At 46.9% G+C, this 25,916-nt stretch carries 27 protein-coding genes; 19 read left to right on the top strand and 8 right to left on the bottom strand.

What is annotated here, in order from left to right; all coding sequences use genetic code 11:
* Window positions 1–38 precede the first annotated feature (38 nt).
* On the top strand, window positions 39–1,586 hold the full coding sequence (gene odhB, locus DP923_RS15840) for a 2-oxoglutarate dehydrogenase complex dihydrolipoyllysine-residue succinyltransferase (protein WP_112306864.1): 1,548 nt from the start codon (window positions 39–41) through the stop codon (window positions 1,584–1,586).
* Between the two features lie 272 nt (window positions 1,587–1,858).
* A complete protein-coding gene (lpdA, locus tag DP923_RS15835; protein ID WP_112306863.1) occupies window positions 1,859–3,262 on the top strand; it encodes a dihydrolipoyl dehydrogenase in 1,404 nt (467 codons plus the stop codon).
* Window positions 3,263–3,510: 248 nt separating this feature from the next.
* Here lpdA and DP923_RS15830 read toward each other — a convergent pair whose 3' ends face one another.
* A complete protein-coding gene (locus tag DP923_RS15830) occupies window positions 3,511–5,931 on the bottom strand; it encodes a TonB-dependent receptor domain-containing protein (protein WP_112306862.1) in 2,421 nt (806 codons plus the stop codon).
* A 269-nt stretch (window positions 5,932–6,200) separates the two neighbouring features.
* Between DP923_RS15830 and DP923_RS15825 the strand changes: the two genes are divergently transcribed.
* The 9 genes from DP923_RS15825 to DP923_RS15790 all read left to right on the top strand — a co-directional run bounded on the left by DP923_RS15825 (window position 6,201) and on the right by DP923_RS15790 (window position 12,177).
* A complete protein-coding gene (locus tag DP923_RS15825) occupies window positions 6,201–7,298 on the top strand; it encodes a sensor histidine kinase (RefSeq protein ID WP_112306861.1) in 1,098 nt (365 codons plus the stop codon).
* A gap of 13 nt (window positions 7,299–7,311) precedes the next feature.
* A complete protein-coding gene (locus DP923_RS15820) occupies window positions 7,312–8,064 on the top strand; it encodes a LytR/AlgR family response regulator transcription factor (protein ID WP_112306860.1) in 753 nt (250 codons plus the stop codon).
* Window positions 8,065–8,275: 211 nt separating this feature from the next.
* Complete coding sequence (locus DP923_RS15815; RefSeq protein ID WP_112306859.1) at window positions 8,276–9,127, top strand: ABC transporter ATP-binding protein; 852 nt, start codon at window positions 8,276–8,278, stop codon at window positions 9,125–9,127.
* Window positions 9,117–9,314, top strand: a complete 198-nt coding sequence (locus tag DP923_RS15810; RefSeq protein ID WP_112306858.1) for a hypothetical protein — start codon at window positions 9,117–9,119, stop codon at window positions 9,312–9,314. Before DP923_RS15815 ends, DP923_RS15810 begins: the two co-directional genes overlap by 11 nt.
* Before the next feature lie 4 nt (window positions 9,315–9,318).
* On the top strand, window positions 9,319–10,053 hold the full coding sequence (locus DP923_RS15805) for a hypothetical protein (RefSeq protein WP_112306857.1): 735 nt from the start codon (window positions 9,319–9,321) through the stop codon (window positions 10,051–10,053).
* A 1-nt stretch (window position 10,054) separates the two neighbouring features.
* The gene (locus DP923_RS15800; protein ID WP_112306856.1) at window positions 10,055–10,423 is read left to right on the top strand and encodes a GntR family transcriptional regulator; all 369 of its coding nucleotides are present in this window, start codon (window positions 10,055–10,057) and stop codon (window positions 10,421–10,423) included.
* Between the two features lie 28 nt (window positions 10,424–10,451).
* The gene (locus DP923_RS16755; RefSeq protein WP_165838213.1) at window positions 10,452–10,604 is read left to right on the top strand and encodes a hypothetical protein; all 153 of its coding nucleotides are present in this window, start codon (window positions 10,452–10,454) and stop codon (window positions 10,602–10,604) included.
* Window positions 10,605–10,764: 160 nt separating this feature from the next.
* Window positions 10,765–11,553, top strand: a complete 789-nt coding sequence (locus tag DP923_RS15795) for a pentapeptide repeat-containing protein (RefSeq protein WP_112306855.1) — start codon at window positions 10,765–10,767, stop codon at window positions 11,551–11,553.
* 141 nt (window positions 11,554–11,694) lie between these two features.
* A complete protein-coding gene (locus DP923_RS15790) occupies window positions 11,695–12,177 on the top strand; it encodes a GNAT family N-acetyltransferase (protein WP_112306854.1) in 483 nt (160 codons plus the stop codon).
* Between the two features lie 8 nt (window positions 12,178–12,185).
* Here the strand turns inward: DP923_RS15790 and DP923_RS15785 are convergent, their stop codons facing one another.
* Window positions 12,186–12,749, bottom strand: coding sequence for a DUF4864 domain-containing protein (locus tag DP923_RS15785; protein WP_112306853.1), 564 nt, complete (start codon window positions 12,747–12,749; stop codon window positions 12,186–12,188).
* A gap of 99 nt (window positions 12,750–12,848) precedes the next feature.
* Between DP923_RS15785 and DP923_RS15780 the strand changes: the two genes are divergently transcribed.
* The 4 genes from DP923_RS15780 (at window position 12,849) to DP923_RS15765 (ending at window position 16,106) form a co-directional block, all read left to right on the top strand.
* Window positions 12,849–13,637, top strand: coding sequence for a phosphatase PAP2 family protein (locus DP923_RS15780; RefSeq protein WP_112306852.1), 789 nt, complete (start codon window positions 12,849–12,851; stop codon window positions 13,635–13,637).
* A gap of 223 nt (window positions 13,638–13,860) precedes the next feature.
* Complete coding sequence (locus DP923_RS15775) at window positions 13,861–14,355, top strand: hypothetical protein (protein ID WP_112306851.1); 495 nt, start codon at window positions 13,861–13,863, stop codon at window positions 14,353–14,355.
* A 142-nt stretch (window positions 14,356–14,497) separates the two neighbouring features.
* Complete coding sequence (locus DP923_RS15770) at window positions 14,498–15,589, top strand: DUF3616 domain-containing protein (RefSeq protein ID WP_112306850.1); 1,092 nt, start codon at window positions 14,498–14,500, stop codon at window positions 15,587–15,589.
* Between the two features lie 67 nt (window positions 15,590–15,656).
* On the top strand, window positions 15,657–16,106 hold the full coding sequence (locus tag DP923_RS15765; protein ID WP_112306849.1) for a hypothetical protein: 450 nt from the start codon (window positions 15,657–15,659) through the stop codon (window positions 16,104–16,106).
* A 76-nt stretch (window positions 16,107–16,182) separates the two neighbouring features.
* Here DP923_RS15765 and DP923_RS15760 read toward each other — a convergent pair whose 3' ends face one another.
* The 5 genes from DP923_RS15760 to DP923_RS15740 form a co-directional block, all read right to left on the bottom strand.
* On the bottom strand, window positions 16,183–16,521 hold the full coding sequence (locus DP923_RS15760) for a hypothetical protein (protein WP_112306848.1): 339 nt from the start codon (window positions 16,519–16,521) through the stop codon (window positions 16,183–16,185).
* A gap of 74 nt (window positions 16,522–16,595) precedes the next feature.
* Entirely contained in the window at window positions 16,596–18,116 is a 1,521-nt protein-coding gene (locus DP923_RS15755) for a hypothetical protein (RefSeq protein WP_112306847.1), read from the bottom strand.
* A 94-nt stretch (window positions 18,117–18,210) separates the two neighbouring features.
* On the bottom strand, window positions 18,211–18,627 hold the full coding sequence (locus DP923_RS15750; RefSeq protein WP_112306846.1) for a hypothetical protein: 417 nt from the start codon (window positions 18,625–18,627) through the stop codon (window positions 18,211–18,213).
* 468 nt (window positions 18,628–19,095) lie between these two features.
* The gene (locus DP923_RS15745) at window positions 19,096–19,500 is read right to left on the bottom strand and encodes a hypothetical protein (RefSeq protein ID WP_112306845.1); all 405 of its coding nucleotides are present in this window, start codon (window positions 19,498–19,500) and stop codon (window positions 19,096–19,098) included.
* A gap of 245 nt (window positions 19,501–19,745) precedes the next feature.
* Window positions 19,746–19,967 carry a hypothetical protein gene (locus DP923_RS15740; protein ID WP_112306844.1) on the bottom strand — a complete coding sequence of 74 codons (222 nt, stop codon included), beginning with the start codon at window positions 19,965–19,967 and terminating at the stop codon, window positions 19,746–19,748.
* A gap of 186 nt (window positions 19,968–20,153) precedes the next feature.
* On the opposite strand from DP923_RS15740, the gene DP923_RS15735 reads away from it, so the two are divergent.
* The 4 genes from DP923_RS15735 (at window position 20,154) to carB (ending at window position 23,761) form a co-directional block, all read left to right on the top strand.
* Entirely contained in the window at window positions 20,154–20,372 is a 219-nt protein-coding gene (locus DP923_RS15735) for a hypothetical protein (protein WP_125047758.1), read from the top strand.
* Window positions 20,321–20,638 (top strand): hypothetical protein, encoded by a 318-nt coding sequence (locus DP923_RS15730; protein WP_165838212.1) that lies wholly within the window; start codon window positions 20,321–20,323, stop codon window positions 20,636–20,638. The genes DP923_RS15735 and DP923_RS15730 overlap by 52 nt, the downstream gene beginning before the upstream one ends.
* Entirely contained in the window at window positions 20,628–20,828 is a 201-nt protein-coding gene (locus DP923_RS15725; RefSeq protein ID WP_112306841.1) for a helix-turn-helix transcriptional regulator, read from the top strand. Before DP923_RS15730 ends, DP923_RS15725 begins: the two co-directional genes overlap by 11 nt.
* A gap of 119 nt (window positions 20,829–20,947) precedes the next feature.
* Window positions 20,948–23,761: a carbamoyl-phosphate synthase large subunit gene (gene carB / locus DP923_RS15720; protein WP_112306840.1), complete on the top strand. Its 2,814-nt coding sequence runs from the start codon at window positions 20,948–20,950 to the stop codon at window positions 23,759–23,761.
* A 75-nt stretch (window positions 23,762–23,836) separates the two neighbouring features.
* Here carB and DP923_RS15715 read toward each other — a convergent pair whose 3' ends face one another.
* Window positions 23,837–25,807: an LTA synthase family protein gene (locus tag DP923_RS15715; RefSeq protein ID WP_112306839.1), complete on the bottom strand. Its 1,971-nt coding sequence runs from the start codon at window positions 25,805–25,807 to the stop codon at window positions 23,837–23,839.
* Window positions 25,808–25,916 lie beyond the last annotated feature (109 nt).

Below are 25,916 nucleotides of genomic sequence, written 5' to 3'. Positions count from 1 at the left end.
TCGTACTTCATTAATTGAGAATCAAAAATCAAAAAAATATGAGCTTAGAAGTTAAAGTGCCTGTAGTAGGTGAGTCTATCACGGAGGTAACGATAGCCAAATGGCTGAAAAATGATGGCGACCGTGTGGAGATGGATGAGGTGATTGCGGAGCTGGAATCTGACAAGGCCACATTCGAACTGCCCGCCGAAGGAGCAGGCATTTTACGACTTGTAGCACAGGAAGGCGACACCGTAGCAGTAGGTGCCCTTCTTTGCAGAATAGAGCCTAACGGCGAAGCTGCTTCTGCACCGGCATCCGCTCCTGCAGCTGAAAACGCACAACCTGCTACAGCACCTGCACAGGAAAGCGGCGCAGGCGAAACAGTAGAAATGATTGTGCCTACTGTAGGCGAATCTATCACAGAGGTAACGATTGCGAGCTGGCTGAAAAACGACGGCGACCATGTGGAAATGGATGAGATCATTGCGGAACTGGAGTCTGATAAAGCAACATTCGAGTTACCGGCAGAAGCAACAGGTACACTGCAGATCGTAGCGCAAGCCGGCGATACAGTGGAAATCGGTGGGATGCTTTGTAAAATTGTAGCAGGTGCCGGTGGTACTTCTAAAGCTGCTGCACAACCAGCTGCCCCGGCAGCACAACAAGCCGCTCAACCTGCTGCTGCCACATCTGGCGCTCAGACCTATGCTTCCGGTACGCCATCTCCGGCTGCAGGTAAGATACTTTCCGAGAAAGGTATCAATGTTTCCGACGTACAAGGCTCTGGCCGCGACGGACGCATCACTAAAGATGACGCTCAGAATGCACAGGCAAAACCGGCAACAAAAGCTTCGGCTCCGGCTGCTAAACAAGAAAATGCATCAGCGCCAGCAGTAACCGGCGACCGCAACTCACGTCGCGAGAAAATGAGCAACCTGCGTAAAACAGTTGCCCGCAGATTGGTTCAGGTGAAAAACGAAACGGCCATGCTTACGACGTTCAACGAAGTAGACATGAAGCCGATCATGGACATCCGCGCCAAGTATAAAGATAAGTTTAAGGAGAAGCACGAGGTTGGTTTAGGCTTTATGTCGTTCTTCACGAAGGCTTGTACTGTAGCACTTCAGGAGTGGCCAGCTGTTAATGCGCAGATAGATGGTACCGAGATTGTTTATAATGATTTCTGTGATGTGTCGATTGCCGTTTCTGCACCAAAAGGACTGGTAGTTCCAGTTATCCGCAACGCGGAGCAACTGTCTTTGGATGGTATCGAGAAAGAAGTTATCCGTCTGGCCAAAAAAGCACGTGATGGTAAATTGACGATCGAAGAAATGACAGGTGGTACCTTCACGATCACGAATGGTGGTGTGTTTGGTTCGATGATGTCTACGCCGATTATCAATGCACCACAGTCTGCCATACTTGGTATGCACAACATCGTGCAGCGCCCGGTTGCCATCAACGGTCAGGTTGAGATCAGACCAATGATGTACTTGGCTCTTTCTTACGACCACCGCATCATCGACGGTCGTGAGTCTGTAAGCTTCTTAGTTCGTGTTAAAGAGCTATTAGAAGATCCAATGAGACTGCTGTTAGGCGTTTAATTTATTGAAATAAGGAAGGAGGGGTAAACTGAGATGTTTGCTCCTCCTTTTTTATACTTTTATACTTCAGAAATGGCGCGAGCGTCGTTGTACGTTACTTGCTATAGACGGCTCTCCGGCCCAAGTATAAATTAACCCACCCCTACCCCTCCAAGGAGGGGAATTTTTGCAGTAACTAATTCCCCTCCTTGGAGGGGTAGGGGTGGGTTTTACAATTACAGATAAAATCAAATACAAAACAGAGACTAAAACTCTCCATAAAGTATAAAAAGATGAAATACGATGTTACAGTAATCGGTTCAGGCCCTGGAGGCTATGTGGCAGCAGTACGTTGTGCACAACTAGGTCTTAAAACCGCTATCATAGAAAAGTATAATGTGTTGGGTGGCACCTGCTTAAACGTGGGTTGTATCCCATCCAAAGCACTTTTAGATTCTTCAGAACATTACCATAACGCAGCGCATACATTTAAAACGCACGGCATCGACCTGGAAAACCTGCAGGTAAATATCGGGCAGATGATCAAGCGTAAAGGTGAAGTAATTAAGTCGAACAACGACGGTATTGCTTACCTGATGAAGAAAAACAAGATCGATACCTACTTCGGTTTAGGCTCTTTTGTAAGCAGAAATGTGATCAGAATTGCTGGCGAAGATGGTAATGCACAGGAAATCGAAACGGATAAAGTTATTATCGCAACAGGTTCCAAGCCAATCAACCTGCCTTTCCTGGCGGTTGATAAGCAACGCATCATTACCTCCACAGAAGCTTTAACCTTAACAGAGGTGCCTAAGAACCTGATTGTAATTGGTGGTGGCGTAATTGGTCTGGAACTGGGTTCGGTTTACGCACGACTGGGTGCTAAAGTATCGGTAGTAGAGTATGCGGATGCGATCATCCCTACCATGGACCGCTCGTTAGGCAAAGAGTTGCAGCGTGTACTGAAGAAAACGCTGGGCTTCGAGTTCTTCTTCAACCACAAAGTAACCGGCGCTGTAAACGAAGGCGAAACTGTAAAAGTAACCGCTGAGAACCCGAAAGGCGAAACCGTAACGTTTGAGGGCGATTACGTGCTGGTATCTGTAGGCCGTAAGCCGTACACAGATGGTTTAGGTTTAGAGAACGCTGGCGTACAGATGGGCGAGCGCGGCATGATTGCTGTAAACGACCATTTAGAGACAAACGTACCGGGCATCTACGCGATTGGAGATGTCGTACGCGGTGCGATGCTGGCTCACAAAGCCGAAGAAGAAGGCGTGCTGGTAGCAGAGCAGATCGTAGGTCAGAAGCCGCACATTAACTACAACCTGATACCGGGTGTAGTGTATACCTGGCCTGAAGTAGCAGGCGTTGGTTTTACTGAAGAGCAACTGAAAGCCGACGGGCGCGCTTATAAAACCGGTTCGTTCCCGTTCAAAGCGTCTGGCCGTGCCAAGGCGTCTATGGATACCGATGGTTTCGTGAAAGTACTGGCTGATACCAATACAGATGAGATTTTAGGTGTACACATGATCGGGCCACGCGCCGCTGACATGATTGCAGAGGCTGTTGTAGCGATGGAGTTCCGTGCATCGGCAGAAGATATTGCCCGCATGAGCCACGCGCACCCAACCTATACCGAAGCCATGAAAGAAGCTTGTTTAGCAGCCACTGAAAACCGCGCTATACATATCTAAGCAAAGTATAAAGTATAAATAACAAAACAGGCCACTCCGGAAAGAGTGGCCTGTTTTGTTTAGAAAGTATAGCTGAAACTGTTTACAGTTTTTTTGGCAAATCAAAATCTGCTACCCTTGCTGTGTGTTTTCACCAGCAAGCACTAGGTAGTGCAAGTATTGTTGTTAACTAAAAAGCAATAACATCAGGTTTATACACTACAATTGGAAACTCTGAAAAGCTTCTATGATTTCTGATCAAAGTATGATTACTCTTTAATTCTGCTTTGTTCTTCGGATGAAGAAGTTGATTTGCGGTTGGCGGCCTTTACGTTCTGGTTGCCCAGGCGGTAACTAAAGGAGAGCTTCACTTTCCGGCCTTCCCAGCGGTAGCGGCTGTTGAGGTCCACGTTGCCATAGCGGGCGGTCAGGTCAGATTGGTTGGTGTTGAAGATATCGTTCACGCTCAGGCGCAAAGAGGAGCGCTTGTCGTTGAACTCGCGGCTCACGCCCAGGTTGAAGTACACGTTCGGTTTTACCTGGTACACCCCATAGGCTCCGTTGTAGTTATAAGTACCCGATACCTCGGCGCTATACTTTTGCAGGATCTTAAAATAAGCTGCCGAGTTGGCCATTACGGCAAAGCCTTCCGACACCACATTTCCCAGCTTCTGATCGATGTAATACACACCCAGGTTATTGTACACACTCACATACTTACCAAAGCTTACCGGCACACTGGCGCTAAAGGTATAACCGCGGGCATTGTCGAAGTTCTGGTATACCTGCCGTACTTCGCGCGTCTGCTCATCCTGCAGGATCACCTTCTCAAAGTTATCGTCTGCCTCCTGATAGCCGATGGAGAAGCTGTACTGCTGGGCAAACATGTAGTTAAACTCAAAGGAGTTGGTCAGGCTGGGGCGGATATAAGGGTTACCCTGGTCGGTGGTGTAGCGGTCGATGTAGTAGACAAAAGGGTTCAGATCCTTGTAGCTGGGGCGACCAATGCGGCGGCTGTAGGAGAGCCCATACTGGTGCTTTTCCGAAGCCTGGTAAGAAAGGAAGGCGCTCGGGAACAGCTGAAAATAATCCCGCTTGACAGGCTCAGCCTTTAGAGTAGGGGAATAGCCTTCCGAAATGGTCTGCTCGCCCCGCAGGCCCAACTGCACACCTAGTTTCGCGCTCAGCTGGCTGCTCATGTTCACGTAAGCGGCGTTAATCTGTTCTTGATAATCAAAGCTGTTACTGCGTAGGGATTCTGGCCGCCATACTTGCTGGCGCAGCGAGTCAAACTGCATGTCGTTGTTGGTGGTTACCACACTTACCTTGGCACCTGTCTCCAGCATGGTCTTCTCGCTTAGCGGATGAGCGTAATCGAGCTTAAAGGATTTGATGTGGATGTCGGTCTCGGTCAGGTTGCGGGCCAGTTGCTCGTTTAGCTGGCCTGTTTCAGCAAAGCGGGTGGTGTATTGGATGCCGCCGTCAGCTGCATATCTGGACAGATCACCATCCACGGTCAGCTCCTGGCCAGGTGTGGCAAAACGCTTTTTGTAGTTGATGTTGAAGGTGGTGCGCTGCCATTTCGAGTCGCTTTCGTTTAGCTGGCGGAGCTGGTCTGTTAGAACTTCCTGCGTCTGGATGCGGGTAATGCTTTTATCTTCTGAGCTGTTTTTGTTCAGATTGCCGCTGGCCATGATGCCGAGCGTGGATGTTGGGTTCAGGTAATAGTCTACAGCGATACGTGCATTGCCACCCTGCGCGCGGGTGAGGCCAGTGCCCTCCTGAGTGAAGTTGGAGCGGCCGCTTTCGGCGGAGTTAAAGTTACGGGTGATGGTGCTCTCGTTGCTGCTTTTGTCGTAGCTGTAGCCGGTATTTCCGAAGATGCCCAGCTTTTTAGACTTATAGTTAAAGGTAAAGCCGGTGTTGGCTTTGCCGTGCTGGCCATAGCCTACGCCCTGTGTTAGCACGCCGCTGAAGCCAAGCTTTTTGTCGCGTTTGGTCACGATGTTAAGCATGCCGCCTGCACCCTGGGCATCATACTTAGCCGAAGGGTTGGACATAATCTCGACCTTCTCTACCGTAGCGCCCTGCAGGCTTTTTAAGTAATTGGCCAGCTGTTCGCCCGACAAATGCGTCTGCTTGCCGTCAATGGTCACGGTCACGGGTTTTCCTTTCAGCGTGATCTTATCGGAGTTATCTACCTGCACGCCTGGAGCGCGCTGCAGCACTTCTACGAGGTTGCCGTTGGCCGCTACCGGGCTTTGAGCCACGTTGAAGACCAGCTTGTCGATCTGCTGCTCGATCAGGGGTTTAGCGCCTTCCACAACGGCTTCTTTCAGGGCAAAAGCCGCTTTGGTTAAGGAGATAACAGGAAGCTCAACTGTGGTGGTGCCTGCTGCCAGGTGCAGGGTATCGGCCCAGAGCTCAAAGGTAAAAGCCGTTACACTTACTAGATAGGAACCAGGAGCGAGGGGAGCGGCAAGTATAAATTTGCCCTGCTCATCTGAAAATGTAGAAGTCAGGTTCTGGCCCGAAAGGCTAGAGAGGGCCACCGTGGCAAAGCCTGCTGCCTGCTTATCTTCCTTGTTGAGAGTCTGTCCGCTTATGGTAACAGTCGGTGACTGTGCCCAGGCCAGATTAGATATTAGCTGTAATAATGTTACTAATGTTAGTGTTAAAAGTGTCTTCATTATTGCTCTGCTTAAAGGTGTAGTCGTTTTTTTGCCTGTAAATATTGAGTGCTCAAATAAATACAGTAGTTATCGTTTTAACTGATACAAACATAAAACTCGCTCCGCAGCCGCAACGACTGTAATACACCAACCGCCTGTTTCAATTGACGAACACCTGTAGCTATGCTTTTATACTTTGCTACAGCAGCAGAGCTTGTTGGTAAATGTTTTTGCGGGGTTGGTGTATTAAACCGATGGGTTTATAATCTATTCTTCTATTTTTAAGGATGCATAAAAAGAAGATCATCCTGTTCCATGTCCTGTTCTGGTTTTTCGATTTCTTTAAAGATGTCGTGTATGGGTTTCAGTATTATTACTTCTATGAAAGCCAGTATACATTGGGAGCTCTTGCTAAAACCACCGCCATAGATTTTGTGCGAACCCTGCTGATGGCGGCGATCTTTTATGCCAATGCCAGCTTGCTGGTGCCGCGTTTGTTCGGGAAAGGGAAGTATGGGCTTTATGCGGTAAGTGTGCTGCTGTTAGTGGCGCTTTTCACGCCGGTGCATTACCTCCTGGAAACTGTCCTGATCAACTATTTTAACTGGGCTACCTATGGCCGTGAAATCACGATGATCTGGATCTTCCAGAGTGTGCTGAATGCGAGTGTGACCTACCTGATGCTGGGTATAGCCTATGGTTATGTGGTAAACTATTTTAAAACGCAGGAAGAAAAAAAGAAACTCGAACAGGCCAAACTGACAACAGAGCTGGCTTTTCTGCGCTCGCAAATAAACCCGCATTTCTTGTTCAACACCATCAACGATATTTATGCACTTACTTACCAGAAATCCGAACTGGCACCAGAGGCCTTGCTTAAATTATCAGGTTTGCTGCGGTACATGCTGCGCGAGAGCGAACAAAAACAAGTGCTGCTCACCAAAGAAGCAGACTATCTGCAGGATGTTGTGGACCTTCAGAAAATAGGCCTGAAAGGAAATGCCTTTATTGAATTTGAACAGGAGGGAAGTATAAACGGGAAACTGATCGCGCCGCTCATGCTGATTGCCTTCGTGGAAAACGCTTTTAAACATGGCGTCTGTACCGACCCGGACAACCCGATAGAGATGCACCTGCGCGTTGAAAATGATACATTATACTTTACCGTCTTCAACCAGAAAAATAAAGACCAGAAAGATAAAACCGGCGGCATCGGCTTAACCAACGTGCGCCGCAGGCTGGAATTGCTGTATCCGGAAAAGTATAACCTCACCATTACAGAAGAGGAGCATACATTTAAAGTAGCGCTAACCCTGCAACTAGCTGGCAAAAGTATAAATCCTGATCATAAACCAACAAAACCCGCCCTTACCGAAGCATACTAACGACATCAACAACATGAAAACAATCCGCTGCCTTGTAGTAGACGATAAACCCCTGGCTCTCGATATCCTGACAGATTATATAAAAAAGATAGACTTCCTGGAGTTTGTAGCCAGCACTACCAGCGCCCTCGAAGCGCTTAAGCTGGTGGAAAAAGAAAGTATAGATCTGCTTTTTCTGGATATACAGATGCCCGAACTGACAGGCATACAGGTGATGAAGATTCTGGGCGATAAATGCCGAATCATATTGACAACCGCCTACACCGAGTATGCGCTGGAAGGCTACGAGCATAACGTCATAGATTATTTGCTGAAGCCCATCCCCTTTGATCGCTTTTACAAAGCAGCCCTGAAAGCAAAACAGACGTTTGATGCACAGCAAAGTATAAATTCAGCACCAGCCGCAGCAGCAGCAGAAATAAAACCAACATCGGAAGCAGCGCGTGATATCATTTTTGTTAAAACGGAATATAAGATCGTGAAGCTCCGGCTGGATGATATACTTTACGTGGAAGGATTGCAGAACTATGTTTCTATTTATACCAAAACAGAACGCATCCTTTCGCTCCGGAACATTAAAAAGATGGAGGAACAGTTACCAGCCGGACAGTTTGTGCGGGTGCATAAATCCTACATCATCTCGCTCGATAAAATAGATTCTATTGAGCGCAACCGTATTTTTATTGGCGAAGCCGTTATTCCGGTTGGTGATACCTACAAAGATAATTTTATGAGCCTGATCGAGCGGGTGAACCTACCGGGATAATTTCGCAGAGTTCATACCTGATGTCTTACCTCAAAAAGTGCTTGATTTATACTTTGAAAGTATAAATCAAGCACTTTTTAATTTGTTTGGAATCAATAAATTAAAGCTGTTTACTAATTTCAAAAATTATTTTTCTGGAAAAGTTTGTAATCTCAAATCCTTTTATACCTTTGTGGTGTACTAAGTAACTAATACACTAAGATATGAAACTATGATTACGTTAAAAGACATCAGCTTCAGGTATAAAAAGAAGGCGCCGCTTTTCGAGAACCTGAACCTCACTTTGCAGCCTGGCTTTATTTATGGCTTGCTCGGCAAAAACGGCGCAGGTAAATCGTCGCTTTTAAAGCAGCTATGCGGCTTGCTTTACCCGAACAGCGGTGAGTGCAACGTATTTGGCTACAGAGCAGCAGACCGTAACCCCGAAATGCTACAGGATATTTGCCTGGTACCGGAAGAGTTTAGCTTGCCAGCGCTCAGCATTGCTACCTTCGTGAAGACCAATGCGGTGTTCTATGCTAAGTTCAGCCACAACCAGATGCAGGCCTATTTAGCCGAGTTTGAGCTGGACGAAACAGCGAAGCTTTCCACGTTATCGTATGGCCAGAAAAAGAAATTCCTGATCTCGTTTGCACTCGCGACCAACGCGCGTTTGCTTATACTCGATGAGCCCACCAACGGCCTGGATATACCATCCAAAAGCCAGTTCCGGAAAATTATGGCGGCTGCCCTCGACGAGGAGAAGATCATCATTATCTCTACCCACCAGGTACGCGACCTCGAAAACCTGATCGATAACATACTGGTGCTGGAACAGGGCAAGATCATCTTCAACCAAAGTATAGCGGCCATCTCCGAGAGGTTAACTTTTGAGTACAACCTGGCGGGCGTACCGGATGCGGAGATTATTTATGCTGAGGAATTGCAGGGCCGCAAAGCCGGCATCGTAGCCAACCTGACCGGGTATGAAACCCGCGTAGACCTGGAGTTGATGTTTAACGGCATTGTAAAAGATGCCGGCAAAATAAACGAACGCTTTGCCACTTATAAGTATGAAGTTTAACCCAAAAAGCAAAAGCCATACTTTGGCTATCAGCTTAAACACCATGTGGGTAGCGATGGTAGCGCTAGGGTGTGCCTTTTTCGTGCAGACGCAGCCGCTTAATTTTACTTACCCCATCGAGATCGTTTTGAAAGGCATTGTGAAAGATGCGCCCATATTATACTTAACTGCCACCAGTACAAAATAAAACCATGAAAGATCAATTTAACATAACGAGGCTTGGCCACTTCCTGAAGCGGCAGCTTTACTTCAATATCAGCTCTATGTGGGTGGCCATTGCCGCCATTGCAGGTGCGCTGATTTTTATCTCGGCGTTGGTAACTTATTTCAGCCACAGGCCAATTGTAGCGCTTGCGCCGTGGTATGCAATGGTATTCTTTATTGGCGGAAATATTTTTGCAGCCAGTATTTTTAACGAGATGCATGCGCCACAAAAAAGCTACGCCTTCTTAACGCTACCTGTATCGGCGCTCGAAAAACTGGCCGCTGCCTGGCTCATAACAGTGCCCTTGTTTATACTTACAGTTGGCTTAGGCATGATAGCAATGTTGTCTTTGGTGGGGTTGATAGCAGGCCAGATGCACGAGGTTCAGGAATTATTTGCGCATGATATCCCGATAATGCTGAAGATATTTGCAGTGGTACAATCCATCTTTTTACTGGGCGCAACCACGTTCAGAGGCAATAACTTCCTGAAAACACATCTGGCAATATTTTTAACGATTACCTTCCTGGCAGGCTTTTCGGTTCTGCTGGTGTATGTACTCACAAACAAAACCGGGATTGTAGTTTCGGGAGAGTCCGGAGAATTTAAAGATACCGTGAAGTTTATCTTCGAGCAAATAATGCCTTATGTGGTTACGTTTGTGTTAGGACCTTATTTATTAGTAGTAGCTTATTTTAAACTTAAAGAGAGGCAGGTGTAAGATGGAATTCAGAGAAAATCAGGCCATATATATACAGATCGCAAACCGTTTTTTTGAGAATATCCTCAAACGGAAATGGACCAGCGGCGATAAAATACCTTCTATCCGGGATATGGCCGTGGAGTTTGAAGTGAACCCGAACACCACCATGCGTACGTTTACTTACCTTCAGGACAAAGGCATTATTTACAACAAAAGAGGCATCGGTTATTTTTTAGCGGACGATGGGTTCGAGAAGACCATCGCCCTGAAAAAAGAGCAGTTTGTGGAAGAAGAACTTCCTGTTTTTTTTAACACCATGCAGCTGCTGGGCCTCACGCTGGAAGACCTGAAAGTATACTTTAAATCGTATGCGGCGGCAAATGTGTAAGTAGTATTTATACTTTAAAAAGACGAAAATGAAAACGAGTAATAAACTTTTGTTAGGGATGCTGGTGGCTGTGATGTTGGGCATTGTTTCCTTTATTGGCTTTGCAAAACTCCACGCCATCGAATCAACTCCGGGTACTCAAAAAGCAGGTGATGTTAACATAGAATTTCAATCAAAGTAAAGTTTAGTAAGTGTTGTAAAAAGCGCCTGCTCCGGATAAGTTTATACTTCCGTGAGCGGGCGCTTTGTTTTTCAAAATAAAGTACAAGCCGCAAGCAACCTTTTTATACTTTGCTCCATCTTTCAGATGAACTCAAATTTATACTTAACCTAACCCTACGATGAAAAAATTACCGATACTGCTTGTACTGCTCGTGTTGCCGCTTTTAACGTGGGCACAAACAAAAGTAAACGCTTCTGAGATACTCGCTAAAATCAACAACGGCGAAGCGGTAACTTATAAAAATGCAGAAATCGTAGGCGACCTCGACCTGACGAAGTTAAAGAACATGAAGCTGAAAGAAGGCAAGGAAAGTAAGTATGAAACCAAAGAATACATCAGCACTGTAACCAGCCCGCTCACGTTCGAGAACTGTACGTTTAAAGGCGATGTGTTGGCCTATTTTAACCCTGAAGCAACTACCATTGTGTTTAACAGCAAAAACGAAGTATACAATACCCATTTTGCAAAAGATGTGCGTTTCGAGAACTGTACATTCGAAGAAGCCAGCGCTTTTAAGTATGCCGAGTTTAAGCAGGGAGCCTCGTTTGCAGGCAGCCGTTTTTCAGAAGAGGCCAACTTTAAGTATACCAAGTTCTCAAAATCCGTTAATTTTAGTAAAGCCCTGTTTCGCAACGATGCCAACTTTAAGTATGTTGATTTTCCGGTGATGGCTAATTTTCGGGGAGCTGATTTTGGAGATGAAGCGAACTTTAAGTATGCTAAATTCCTGAAAGGCGCCGATTTCAGTCAGGCAGATTTTAATAGCTTCACAGATTTTAAATATGCCAAAATCTCCGACTCGTTCCGGATAAACGGTGCCAGCTTTAAAGGCTCCCAGGATTTTAAGTATACCAAACTTGATAACAAAGCAGTTAGCCTGAGCGCGCTGCAAAGTATGAGCAAGTAAGAAATTTCAACAATCGTTATACTTCCTGAAAAGTGCAGCTATACTTCCAAAGTATGGCTGCACTTTTTTTTGTTCTTAACTAAAATCTCCGGCGGCTATTCTTAAATTTGATGTATTATAAGGCAGCCTATACTTTACAAAATGTCTACTACAGATAAAACACCCGACGTACAGATAATCGATTTCGAACCACAGCATGCCGCCAGGTTTAAAGAGCTGAATGAAGAATGGATCACACGGTTTTTTGTGATGGAAGATGGGGATCATCAGTCGCTGGGCAACCCGCAAGGCTACATTCTGGATAAAGGCGGTTTTATTTTCATGGCCAGCTACCAGAACGAAATTGTAGGAACGTGCGCGCTCATAAACGAAGGAAACGGGGTTTTCGAACTGGCTAAAATGGCGGTTACTCCAAAAGCTCAAGGATTAAAAATTGGTAAATTACTGGGTCAGGCGGCTATTGCAAAAGCAAAAGAGGTTGAGGCGCAACTGGTTTACCTGGTTTCCAATCGCCAACTTACAACTGCCCTTAATTTATATACTTCGCTGGGTTTTGTGGAAGTGCCAATGCCGCCATCCATTTACGAGCGCGCCAACATTAAAATGGATTTACCGCTCCGCTAAGTATAGCTTCAGATTTGTTTGCTGGCCGGGCCCTGCGCCATGCGGGTGACGCCGTCGGTCATCCAGCAGCCTTTGTAGGGGCCTTTTTTTTGCTTCGAAAGTATAAATAAGTAAGCGTTCTGCTGCTGTTGCTGGTCTGTAATCAGTATAAGCTGGTAAGCTATATTATCGGTTACAACCAACTGCCCGGTTTTATACTTCCTGAAATTAAGCATCGGTTTATACGCTGGCTCGCGCACCATCACCCTGAAATTATTGATATGCCCCAGGTGCATCCGGCTGGTAGGCGACGAAAAGTTAAATACAGTTAGCACACCGCTGTCGGTGTTATCGTTTTGCTGCAGGGCCATTAATTGTATCCGGATCACTTCGCGCGGCGAAAGCTGCTTGTCCGGTTTCACGTAGGCCCATTTCGAAATTATTTTAGAAGAAGAACCGGGCGAACTAAGGGTGGCGTAATGATGATCTGCCTCCTGTGGCCGTTCCGGGAAATTTGCCCAGAAGTACAGCAGCAGTAAAATGCCTGTCACCAGCATCAGCTTATCAAACACATAGTCTAACCCCGTCTTCATAAGGTAATGTACTTTAGATAGATGCCAATGGTTGTGCTGTGTTACCGGAAATAAATAAACAAAGTCTTTCAGCTGCGTATATGTCAGTCAGCATTTTTTATGAAAGACTTCCTAAGCCATCGTATCCGCTCATTTCTTGCCTGGCTGGTTCGCCAGCCTTTGGTGGCGCGCTTCCGCAAACAGTTTCCGGGTTTGGCCGGGTTTATACTTAACCGGTTTGATACCAGCAATTTTCTGGGCCTGCCTTTAACCTTGCTTTTGCTGGCTGGCCTTGTAAACATGGCCCTGCTTACCGAGCTAACCGAAGATATGCTGGAAACTGAAGGCATCGTAGCGTTTGATGAGCAGGTAACAGCCGGTTTTTTCGCAGCCCGTACCAGCATCCTGAGCCAGTTTTTATACTTCATCTCTTACTTCGGAACACGGGAAGCTACCTTTATACTTGGCGGTTTAGCTACTGTATTTTTTCTGTATAAGCGCCGTTTTGTGGCGATAGTAGCTTTCTGGCTGGTAATGGCGGGCGTAGGCTTATCAGTGCAATACGGCAAAACATACATTCAGCGCGACAGGCCCGCCGACGTAGCCTATTACCAGGAGCACAATTATTCTTTCCCGAGCGGGCATGCTACTACATCGATGGCGCTGTACGGCATGTTGGCTTATTTCCTGATGCGGCGCCTGAAAAAAGGGGTACAGCGGCGTTTGGTACTGGCAGCGGCAGTTATACTTATACTTTTGGTTGGGCTAAGCAGGATTTACCTGGGGGTACATTTTTTATCGGATGTGCTGGCAGGTTATTTACTGGGTATTTTATGGTTGATGGTTGGCATTAGTCTGGTAGAGGTAATGCTGCATCGGCGCAACCGGAGACTGTTAACGGGGGCCTGAGCCACAGTTTCTCTTCTGATTCGGCGCGCATCAATTGGTGAGATTTTATACTTGCAGCCTCTATAAATTGCTTGTAATCTGAATAGTCGTAAATATAATTTGAAAAACTACGCAACCATCTCACCGGATTTCCGATAAAATAGAACTGAACTTTGGCAAGCTAACGGAAAGACTGTACGAGACGCCATCGTTTATTTGATTAACATACTAAATTAACACGATCATGGAAAACGAACAAAATAGAACAAACCAGAACCCACAGAACCAACAAAATACACAAAACCAGGCAAGAACTTCTGCCTCTGCTTCTTCACCACAAGCCAATACGCAGAATTCGCCGCAGGCCGGTTCTCAAAATAAAGCACAGAACTCGCCATCAGGCAGCACGCAGAGCAACAGCAACACAAGCTCAAATCAGCAAGGCATGTCTGGTAACTCAGGCAACAAAGGCGGCTTAAGCGATATGTTAAATAAAAGCGGCCTGAATAACATTACCAGCAAACTGCAGGAGTTCGGAACTTCTACAGCAGGCAAAGTAAGCAGCATGAGCACTACACAAAAAGTAGTAGGCGGCTCTTTACTGGCGCTGGGTGCAGGCTGGTTAGCTGTAAACTCAATGAACAAGAAAAAAGCGAACAGAACAGGCGGTACTTATATAAAGAACAGTCCATCTGCAAGCACGAGCCCATCGACTGCAAGCAAAGGCAAAAGATTCTAGGCCTACAAAAGTATAAAAAAAGCCGGATGGTAACGTCCGGCTTTTTTTATGCCCGTATTTTTTCGGGTTATACGCCAGGCGATTTTATACTTTAGCAGCCTGCTGTGCATACACTTTTCATCCTTTTAGTGAAACAAATAACATGGTAAAGAATATTGAACTGTGCTTCGATCCGGCGCTGAGCTATAATGCAGACGGCAAGCACGTACGCGATGGCCTGTCTACGGTGCTGCGCACGGGCAATGACCTCTGGCTAAGCTGCGACGAAAGAACGACCATTGAGCGCCTGACCCAGACCGAAGCCGGCCACTTTGAGCAGCACGCCTCCTTCTGCCTGACCGATTACCTGGAACTGCCCGATAAAAATAACAGCGAAGTAGACATTGAAGGAATGGCCCAAACAGAGCACTATCTCTGGCTGATCGGGTCGCATAGCCTGAAGCGTAAAAAGCCGAAACATGCCGGCGATGCCGCAGACCAGATCAAGCGCCTTTCCAAAGTCAAAACAGACCCGAACCGCTTTCTGCTGGCCCGGGTGCCCATCATCCAAAACAAACAAACCGGCCGCTTTGAGTTGCATAAAGAACATCCGCACCCTAACGATGCTGGCCATACGTTGCGCGCTGCCAAGCTACAAGGCAACCAAAGCAGCAGCCTGCTAACAGACGCTTTGAAGCACGACGAGCATATAGGCCCGTTTTTAAGTATACCCGGCAAAGATAACGGCTTCGATATTGAAGGGCTGGCTATGCAGGGCAACCGTATTTTTATAGGGTTGCGCGGGCCAGTGCTGCGGGGCTGGGCCATCATACTCGAAATTGAAGTAGAAGAAAATGAAAGAGGCGAGCTTACGCTAAAGCAGCTTACTAAAAAGCGGCCTTATAAAAAACACTTCCTGCATTTGCGTGGCAAGGGCATTCGGGAACTACGGATTTTAGACGATGATATGTACCTGCTGGCCGGGCCCACCATGGACCTGGATGGCGCCATTTATATTTACCGCTGGTTAGATGCCCTGAAAGGTGCGCACGAAGAAAAGCTGGTGTATCACAGCGAACTGGAACGCCTGCACGAAGTGCCGCACGGCCACGGCGACGAATCCGGGAAAGACAAAGCAGAAGGCCTGGCCATTTACGATAACGAAACCTTGCTCGTAGTTTTTGATAGCCCGACCGATGCGCGCAAACTAGGCGAACACACGGTAACAGCTAACCTGGTAAAAGTAGCAGGCTAAAATGTAACCTTCCGATCTACTTTTGGCTATACCAGTTAAATTATCGCAGCATTTAAAATCTGAAACTATGAGCATACTAAAATCAATGGTGGGTGGCCTGGCCGGTGCCTGTGTTCTTACCCTTGTACATGAAACCGTGCGCCGCACAATACCAAACGCCCCCCGGATGGATATACTGGGGATGCAGGCAATTGCCAAAGGCCTCCGAATGACAGGCCATACACCACCGCAAAGCGAAGAAAAATTACATACCTGGGCCATGGTAGGTGATGTGGTATCGAACAGCCTGTATTATAGCTTTGCCGGAACTGGCAGCAGTGCGTTAAAGGTGGGAGCTGTACTTGGCGCAGCAGCCGGTGCCGGTGCAGTTTTATTGCCAGGGCCGCTTGGCCTGAGCGAAGAACCCAGCAACCGCACACCCGAAACCCAGGCCATGACGGTGGGCTTATACCTGCTGGGCGGGTTAGTAGCCGGCGTAGTTGGTAGCCTGATCGGTAACGACGAAGACGAAGCGTAAAGTATAAACTAAAAGCAGCAGCGCCAGCAAAAAAATATAATCTTGCTGGCGCTGCTGCTTTTATAAGAAATTAAAATTATCGGCCTGTTGTGCCACCACCAGTCGTGGTGCCTGTAGTGCCTCCGGTAGTTGTACCAGTTGTCGTGCCTGTGGTTCCGGCTGTAGTACCTCCGGTTGTGCCTGTAGTAGTACCAGTAGTGGTGCCCATATCATCTGTGCCGGTATCCATAGTGGCCGAGTCCATTTCCATGGTAGCGTCATCCATAGCTCCGTCCGTTTCATTGATCATGCCATCTGTTTCAGTCTGTGTGGCATCAGTTTCGGTGCCTGTTGTGGTATCAGAAGAGCAGCCGGTAAAAGCTGTAGTTGCAAACAGCGCTCCGGCAAGTACACAAGCATATGTTGTCTTTTTCATAGTTGTCAATTTTTAGGTTAATAATTTATCAGTTAGTCTTTTACGGGATTTCCAGTAAAACGATTATACTGTTTTTACTCGGCTGCCAGGGCGCAACTGCAAAGCACCTCGCGGGTTGGTACGGATACCTGGTAATCCGGCAGCGATGGCTCTTTCATGTAGATTACTTCAAGCTGGTTAATAGGCTTGCCAGGGTGCGACTCGTTCCAGATGCGCATCATATAATGGCAGTAGTAGGGCCGCATATACCCATTCTTTACAAACAGGTAATTTTCGGAATATTTGCGCCAGCGGTCATTTTTAAAGAGTGATACCACCGAAGCGGGCTTTGTATAATTAATTTCACCGCCCTGTTGGTTCAGGTCTACGAGTGTGCCTTGTTCGGTTTTGCCCTCCAGTATATACCAGCCATCATCCCTGAAAACAATCGGAGAAAACATGCCCCAATGCTGGTTTAGCCGGAACATATACCCAAACCATTTACTGCCCTCAGGCATTTTAGGTACAGGCAAATGCGTGGTGCCCAGGTTCCACCAGATGCAGTAGAGCAGCATGCCCGCTACCAGCACATTCCGGATATAGCGGCGGTTATCTTTTTCTATGATGGATTGGTGCAGCGAAACCTGGAAACTCAGGATTTTGGGCTGCTGTGTGATTCTGGCAAAGATCTCCCGGAATTCTTTGGTATACGGTTTCCTGAAAACGCGCAGTAATTTTCTGTCGATCCAGTCCATTACCGGGCCGGGCAGCAGACCAGTTATAGAGGCAATATTGATCAGGTAAAACAAGCCAACAAATAACGTTAAGCTGATGCCGATATGAAAACCTAAAAGTACAAGCACCACCACCATCCGGAAGAAATTATTGTAAACCGGGATCAGCAGTAAAAAAGGAAGTATAAGTTCGGTATAGTAAGTTGTAAGGGTTAAAAAACGCAGCAGCTCCGGGTAGGGGTAAATAAGTCTGCCACCAGGCATCAGGATCTGATCTAAGCTTAGGGCATAGTATAAGGCGGTGCCATCGGTGTGCCATTCCGGTGAGTTTTTGAGCATGGCCGTGCTGAAGTATACCAGGGCAATCTGCATGATATAGGCCACAGTGGCTGCACTAAAATAACTGGTGTTTTCCTGAAGATCTGGTTGCTGTTTTTTGACCGCATCATACGAATAAAAAGCTCCCCAGGGCAGAAAGATGCCCCAGAACAACAGCATCCGCAGTAAGTCATCGCCGCCCTGGCCTATAAGCGGGTTACGGTTCTGTACCGATAGTAAAAGTACCCAGCTAACAATAGTAGCCAATCGGGTGCGGTACCCCACCAGCAGAAATACGGCAAAAACCGCTGCCACCATAAACAGTACGGCCTGGAACTGCCACATACCATTTAGCGCATGCAACGAGAAAAGCTGCGGAAACCACAGAAACTGGTGCAGTACATACAGCGGCAACACTCCCATGTTAGAATAATGGGCTTCCAGGTCGGTGGCCCGGATACCAAGATCAATCAGAACTATGCCTGCGAGCCAGATGCGCATAACAGCAAGCGCGCGCAAATCAACTGTAAAAGTTTTACGGAAGTATAGCTCCAGGAATTTCATGTTTTACGGAGATCATGTAGTGTAAAAGCAAAAAGGCAAAAACCTGTTGGAGCTTGCCTTTTCACGGATGATAATGATATGCTTAGAGCACTTACTACATAGTTGTTGTTCCGGTTGTAGAACCGCTTGTAGTTGTTCCTGTTGTTGTACCAGTAGTGGTTCCGGTGGTTGTGCCTGTCGTAGTACCAGTAGTAGTACCTGTCGTCATGCCGGTTGTTGTACCAGTAGTGGTCGTACCTGTTGTCATGCCGGTTGTAGTACCGTCTGTTGTGGTGCCAGTAGTAGTTGTGCCAGTGGTTGTACCGTCTGTTGTTGTTCCGGTAGTAGTTCCATCAGTGGTAGTGCCAGTAGTAGTACCATCTGTTGTGGTGCCGTCAGTAGTACCAGTGGTAGTACCATATTCGTCAGTCGTATCTGTTCCGTCTGTTGTCGTGTCAGTTGAAGAGCAGCTGGCCAGTAGTCCTGTTACTACTAAAGCTGACGCGAATACGTTTAAAAATGTCTTTTTCATAGCTTTCAAAAATTATTTTTAATAGTTTAAATTAAACTTGATTCCCCTTTTACGGACATTTTTAAAATAGGATAACTAATTTATCCAAATTAATAATGTTATATAGCTCTTCCTGATTATGGAGGCCCTTGTAAAACTTAATTTGCCTCTCAGAATTTCTGATACAGAGGCTAATAAAAGCGTGTTACACTACTATAACATCACTTTTTAAAGGATATGACTATTTGTAGGCTGCCAGGATAGCGCCAGGAATTAAGTGAAGAGCGATCAGAAAAATATATCCTGCTAGGCTGGCTTCAACGGGAAAATAAAAAGTGAAGGATACCTTTGACCCTATAGGTGCAAAAGAATTTTAAACGAACCAAAGGCCGCAACTACACATCGTATAAAGTATAACTTTTAAGGAAAGGAGTAACTATAGCAACCTGATTGAAAGCCGGGAAGTGAGGAGGTACAGCGCAGCTACACTTATTTAGCGTTGCCATTCAGGAGCCAGTCGTAGGCAGAAGTGAGGTCTTCGAAAATATGTGTCTCGAAGGGTACCTGGTGGTGTTTGTTGTGCAAGATAGACTTGGTTTGTCGGCTGGCTTCGGCATCGAAAGGGTTAACGATGGCAAAACGCTGCAAAGGAGCTTCGCAAAAAGAGCGCAGGTACACATCCAGGGTCCAGTTCAGGTCGTCTTCGGAAAGGCTTGGGAGCAACCGCTGGTCGTTAACGGCATACTTAATACCCAGATCCCTTGTCAGGCGCAAAAACTTGATGAGGGCGTTCCGGTATTGCAGACTGTTACAGGAAGCATACCACTGGCTTATCAATACACGCTGGGCCGAATAATATTCCATCTGCAGGTAATCAGAGTAAAAATATACCATATAGCGAGCAGGCTTAGTACGAAAGAGTTAGTAAGTATACTTATTTGTGCTTGATTATCAAAGTGTTTACCCGATTTTTAACATTACTCGCCGTTAGCGCAGATTTTTAAGTTTTAAATTGTACCGTTTGCATTCGTATAGCGGTTAGTTTTTATACTTCAATTTCAGGACCGGATGCAAAAAAAATGAGCGCCGGCCAAAGTTTATACTTTGGCCGGCGCTCATTTTTTGTCCAATTTCAGATTTTACTTGGTGCGCATGTTGTTGGCGTTGCTGCCATCCAGTTTGCGGGTGTCTGCCTCGTCTTTAGCGGCCACGTTTCCGGCTTCTTCTTTGCCTTCGTATTCCTGGTCCAGTATATCGGTGCTTTCTGTTTTAGTGCCTTCCAGCGGCTCCGGGTTTTCGTCGGGCAGGCGCTTGCTTTCGTCTGCGTTGGTAATGATATCGTCTTCTCCTGGCATTTCCATAGGTTGTTGGTTTAAGTGGTGTATTGGTTATACGTACGCAAACCGGCTTTTTTGTTTTTTAGGCGGTCAGGTTGGCGTTTTTATACTTACCGGCATTCAACTAGGTATAAATTGAAAATAAATTTTTACTAAATGTAAAATAAAGTATACATTTAGCGTATAATGTTTTACATTAAATGTATAGGTATGAAAGCTGATGTACTAGAGATAAAGCTGTTGCCGTACAGCTACAAAAAGATCGGTTACTGGTTGCTGGCGCTGGCTATCCCGGTTATGTTTGGTATAGGGTTGTTTATACTTGCCCTGGATGCTTCCTTTAATCTGATTGCTGATGAGACTGCTTTCTGGGGCGAGTGGAATTACCCGCTGGTGTACTACCCGCTTATTATCGCGCTGCGCTCTTAAACTTTTCCGAAGAAAAAGAAGAAGACGAAATGGTGCAGAGCCTGCGCTATAAAGCGTTTGTGAGCGGCGTCTTTTTTCTGGTGATCGGGTTGTTGTTGCTGCCGTTTTACAGCAATGTCTATACTTACTTGATGAGCCAAAGTATAAAAATGCCGGATGTGGGCGGTATGCTGGGTGCGCTGCTTTTGTTGCTGGCCTATATTTACGGTTCGTTTAAGTATAACCTGCATGTGGTGCGCAAAAAACTTGAAACGGATGAAGAATAGCATCAAAGTAGAGCGTGCCAAAAAAGACATTACCCAGGAACAACTGGCCGAAGCCATGGGCGTAAGCCGCCAGACCATCAACGCCATCGAGAAAAATAAATACCTGCCCTCCACACTGCTATCCCTTAAAATGTCGGTGTACTTTGGCGTAACGGTAAACGAGCTTTTTATCTTAGAAGAAGGCGATTAGGCACAAGTATAAGGTTGCTGTAAAGTATAAATCAGAATTAAAATTTCGGGTATTGGCATATTCCTTTTGCCAGCCCCAACATTTTGCTTTAACTTTGAGCAATTTATACATACCCTACTATGCCAAAAGATACCAGTATTAAATCCGTTCTCATTATTGGTTCAGGTCCTATCGTTATCGGGCAAGCCTGCGAATTCGATTACTCCGGCTCACAGGCCGCCCGCTCGCTCCGGGAAGAAGGAATTGAGGTAACGCTTATTAACTCGAACCCCGCCACCATCATGACAGACCCTGTTACGGCGGACAACGTGTACCTGAAACCCCTGGAAAAGAAGTACATTGTAGAAATACTGGAGAAACATAAAATAGACGCTGTACTCCCAACCATGGGTGGCCAGACTGCCCTTAACCTCGCCATCGAGTGCGAGAATGCAGGCATCTGGAAAAAGTATGGTGTACGCATTATCGGGGTGGATATCAAGGCCATCGAAACGACCGAAGACCGCGAGCAGTTCCGTTTAAAGATGCTGGAACTGGGAGTGAACGTCTGCAAAGGCAAAACCGCTACCTCGTTTCTGGAAGGTAAAGAGATTGCACAGGAGATCGGATTTCCGCTGGTAATTCGTCCGTCGTTTACGCTGGGCGGCTCTGGAGGCGGTTTCGTGAACACTCCCGAGGAGTTTGATGCAGCTTTAACACGTGGTTTACACGCCTCGCCAACGCACGAGGTGTTGGTAGAGCAAAGTATCCTGGGCTGGAAAGAGTACGAACTCGAACTGCTGCGCGATAACAATCAGAACATCATCATTATCTGCTCAATCGAGAACTTCGATCCGATGGGCATCCACACCGGCGATTCTATTACCGTAGCGCCAGCCATGACGCTGCCTGATACCGTGTACCAACGTATGCGCGACCTGGCCATTAAAATGATGAATGGCATCGGGCAGTTTGCAGGCGGTTGCAACGTACAGTTCTCCGTTAACCCGGATGATGATACGATTATCGCCATCGAAATTAACCCGCGTGTTTCCCGTTCTTCGGCACTTGCCTCTAAAGCTACCGGCTACCCAATTGCGAAAGTGGCAGCTAAACTTGCCATTGGCTATAACCTGGATGAGCTGAAAAATGCTATCACCAAAACAACATCTGCTTACTTCGAGCCTGCCCTGGATTATGTGATCGTGAAAATTCCGCGCTGGAACTTTGATAAATTCCCGGGTGCCGACCGTAAACTTGGTTTGCAGATGAAATCTGTGGGTGAGGTTATGGGCATTGGCCGTACGTTCCAGGAAGCGCTTCAGAAGGCCTGCCAGAGCTTGGAGATCAAGCGCAACGGCATTGGCGCCGACGGCAAGGAAATGACCAATTACGACCAGCTGATCGATAGCCTGAAAAACCCAAGCTGGAACCGCCTGTTCAGTGTAAAAGATGCCATGCGCATTGGTATCCCAACCAGCACCATTCAGAAAGTAACCAAGATCGACCCGTGGTTTTTAGCTCAGATTGAGGAGCTGGACCAGATGGAAAAAGAGATCGAAAAGTATAACCTGGCTACCCTACCGGCAGAACTGCTGAAGGAAGCCAAAATTAAAGGGTACGCCGACCGCCAGATTGCCCACCTGCTGCGTTGCCGCGAAAGCGAAGTATTTAACAAACGCCAGGAACTGGGCATTAAGCGTGTGTTTAAAATGGTGGATACCTGTGCTGCTGAGTTCGAGGCCAGCACACCGTATTACTACAGCACCTATGATGGCGAAAACGAAAGTATTGTAACCGATAAAAAGAAAGTAGTTGTATTGGGTTCTGGCCCGAACCGCATCGGGCAGGGCATTGAGTTTGATTACAGTTGTGTGCACGGTGTACTGGCGGCAAAAGAGTGCGGCTACGAAACCATCATGATTAACTGCAACCCCGAAACGGTAAGTACAGACTTTGATATTTCGGATAAGTTATACTTTGAGCCGGTGTTCTGGGAGCATATTTACGAGATCATCCTCCACGAAAAACCGGAAGGCGTAATCGTACAGTTGGGCGGACAAACAGCCCTGAAGCTGGCCGAGAAACTGCACCGCTACGGCATCAAGATTTTAGGTACCAGCTACCAGGCCCTCGACCTTGCCGAAGACCGTGGTTCTTTCTCTTCCTTGCTCCGCGATCTGGATATTCCGTACCCTTCGTTTGCCGTAATCGAGTCGGCGGAAGAAGCGCTGGAAATGTGCAAGGATCTGAAGTTTCCGTTGCTGGTGCGTCCAAGCTACGTGTTAGGCGGCCAGAACATGAAGATCGTGATCAACGAAAAAGAACTCGAAGCCCACGTAATCGACCTGCTGAAAGACCATCCGGGGAATAAAGTATTATTAGACCACTTCCTGGATAAAGCGATAGAAGCCGAAGCAGATGCGATCTGTGATGGCGAAGACGTGCATATCTGCGGGATTATGGAGCACATTGAGCCGGCCGGTATCCACTCCGGAGATTCCTATGCCGTACTTCCTCCTTTCGATTTGAGCGAAAATGTAATGCGCCAGATAGAGGATTATACCAAAAAGATTGCGGTTGCACTTCGTACGGTTGGGGTGATCAACATCCAGTTTGCCATCAAAAACGAGATTGTGTACATCATCGAGGCCAACCCACGTGCATCGCGTACGTTCCCGTTCATTGCCAAAGCGTACCGCGAGCCATACATTAATTACGCTACCAAAATTATGCTGGGCCACGCCAAAGTGAAAGACTTTACGTTTAACCCGCACAAACATGGCTACGCGATCAAGGTGCCGGTCTTCTCTTACAGCAAGTTCCCGGAAGTAAACAAGGAGCTCGGCCCGGAAATGAAATCCACTGGCGAAGCGATCTATTTTATCGATAACCTCGAAGACGATTACTTTACAAAAGTATACTCTGAAAGAAACCTGTACCTGAGTAAGTAACACCAGGTATGAAGTATAAAAAAGCCCTCGCTCTGTAAAAAGAGGCGAGGGCTTTTTTTATATGTTGATTTGAGTTTACTGCAAACTTTCTGCGGCTAATTTAGCGGTTGGTACCTGCAGGTTATCTTCTACCATGCGGTTGTTGTATTGCTGGATAAAGGCTTTTACACGGTTTTCCATGTGCTGGCGCTTCTCAGGCAGTTGTGCTTTCAGGTCGGTTTTCAGGAGGATATCCTCTACATAATTATACATGGCAATGGTTTTTTCGCCATCAAACTGGATCATGTGATCGCCTTCGAACCATTGGTAAGCGCCGAGGTAGTTGATCGCAAAATCTTCGTTTTTGGCTGGAGCCAGCATGTTTTTACCATAAGCAAAGTATGGCTTGTCGTAATTCAGGTAGCCCAGCACCGTTGGCATAATATCGAGTTGCTGCACTACACGCTTTTCCACACCTTTAAAATCCGGATCGCCGGGCGCGTAAAAGATAACCGGAATCGCGAAAGCTCCCCAATCTGACTGGTACTCCGGATAATATTTAGCGGTGGCGGTATGGTCGGCGGTGATGACGAACAGCGTATTTTTGAACCACGGCATTTTGCTGGCTTTCTCAAAAAACTTCTGAAGCGCCATATCTGTGTAGTTGATGCACTCATAAATTGGCAGCGGCCCGGTCCGGAATTTCCCATCGTAGCGCGCTGGCAACTCGAACGGGTGGTGCGACGAAACCGTGAAAAGCGTGCTCATAAACGGCTCCTTGAACGTGTTCAGTTTATCAGCATGAAACTGCATAAATTCTTCGTCCCAGATGCCCCAGATACCATCATAATCCGCGTCGTTGTTATACTCATCTTTACCGTAATACTCCTGCACCCCGATCAGGTTCATGAACGCTTTAAAGCCCATCGAGCCATTAGGTGCCCCATGGAAAAACGACGTATGATAGCCTTTCTCATTTAGTAAGCGTGGCAGGCTGGGCAGTTTGTTGCCGGCGTAAGGCGTAAGTACAAAAGGCTCCTGCAAGCTCGGGATACTGGTTAGCACAGATGGCAGCGCGTCGATGGATTTTTTTCCGTTCGCAAAGGAGTGCCAGTATACTTTGCTTTCCTGCATCAGCTTGTCCATAAACGGCGTAAAGCCTTCGTAGCCATCCTGGCCCACCCGGTTCGGGTTATAACCGCCAATGGCTTCTTTGCTGAAACTTTCGAGCACAATCACCACCACATTTTTATTCCGGAAAGCGGCCGTATCGGTTGGGTAATGTACAGGCGAGTAAATAGAGTCCAGTTCAGCTTCCGGAAAGTAATCCATCTTCTTGAAGTCCTGTTTGCTGATGGTGCGCAGCATGGAAAAAGGCGTGTTGAGCACCAGGTACATTTCGTTCGGGCGCGTTACATATTCGCCGGCGTTGCTGAGCGTAATAGGACGCGTACTGTGCAGAAAACCACCGCGCATACCTGCCAGGCTCAGCCCCAGCACCAAGCCCATTACCACCGTATGCACCGGATAGTAAAGCCACGGATTAATGCGTTGCGGCGTGCTAATCTTAATTCTATTATACAACCAAACCATTAACCCGATCAGGAGCAGCCATATCAGCGGAATATACCAGAAATCAACCACAAAGCTGGACGCAAGCGTGCCTACTTTCTCGTTGGCAAACTCGCGGAGCACACTAAAGGTAGTACGGCGCAGCGTGAAACGGTAGTAGACAATATCGCTCAGGTTAGCGAGCAGCGGAATACTGTTAAAGATGATAAAAACATACTTTGCCACGCGCTGGTACGTTTTATTATACCGGAACGGGAAGGGTAGCAGCAGCAGCACAATAAACAGCAGGTTGGTATACAGCATCGCCGAAAGATCGAAGCGCAGGCCCGCCAGCAGCAGGTAACCAAAATCGGAGAAGGAAGTGGCCGCGAAAAGCTCTCTGTTAAATACAAAGAAAAGGATGCGCGCAATGGTGTACAGCAGCATGGCCAGGCCAAGGTATAACGCCAGGGCAACGTGCACCTGCTGCCAGATTTTATTTCGCTTCAATAACATGGGGAATAGCCAAAAGCAGAGCCGAAGCCCTGAAAAGTAGGTTTGTTAGTTTTTTACAAAATTAATTAATTTAGCGCAACAATCGGTCAGCCACTTGCCTAAGTATAAG

The sequence above is a fragment of the Pontibacter arcticus genome, from assembly GCF_003284895.1.
Classification (GTDB): domain Bacteria; phylum Bacteroidota; class Bacteroidia; order Cytophagales; family Hymenobacteraceae; genus Pontibacter; species Pontibacter arcticus.
Note: the sequence above shows the minus strand (reverse complement) of the source record. Positions and strands in the feature narration are given on the sequence as shown.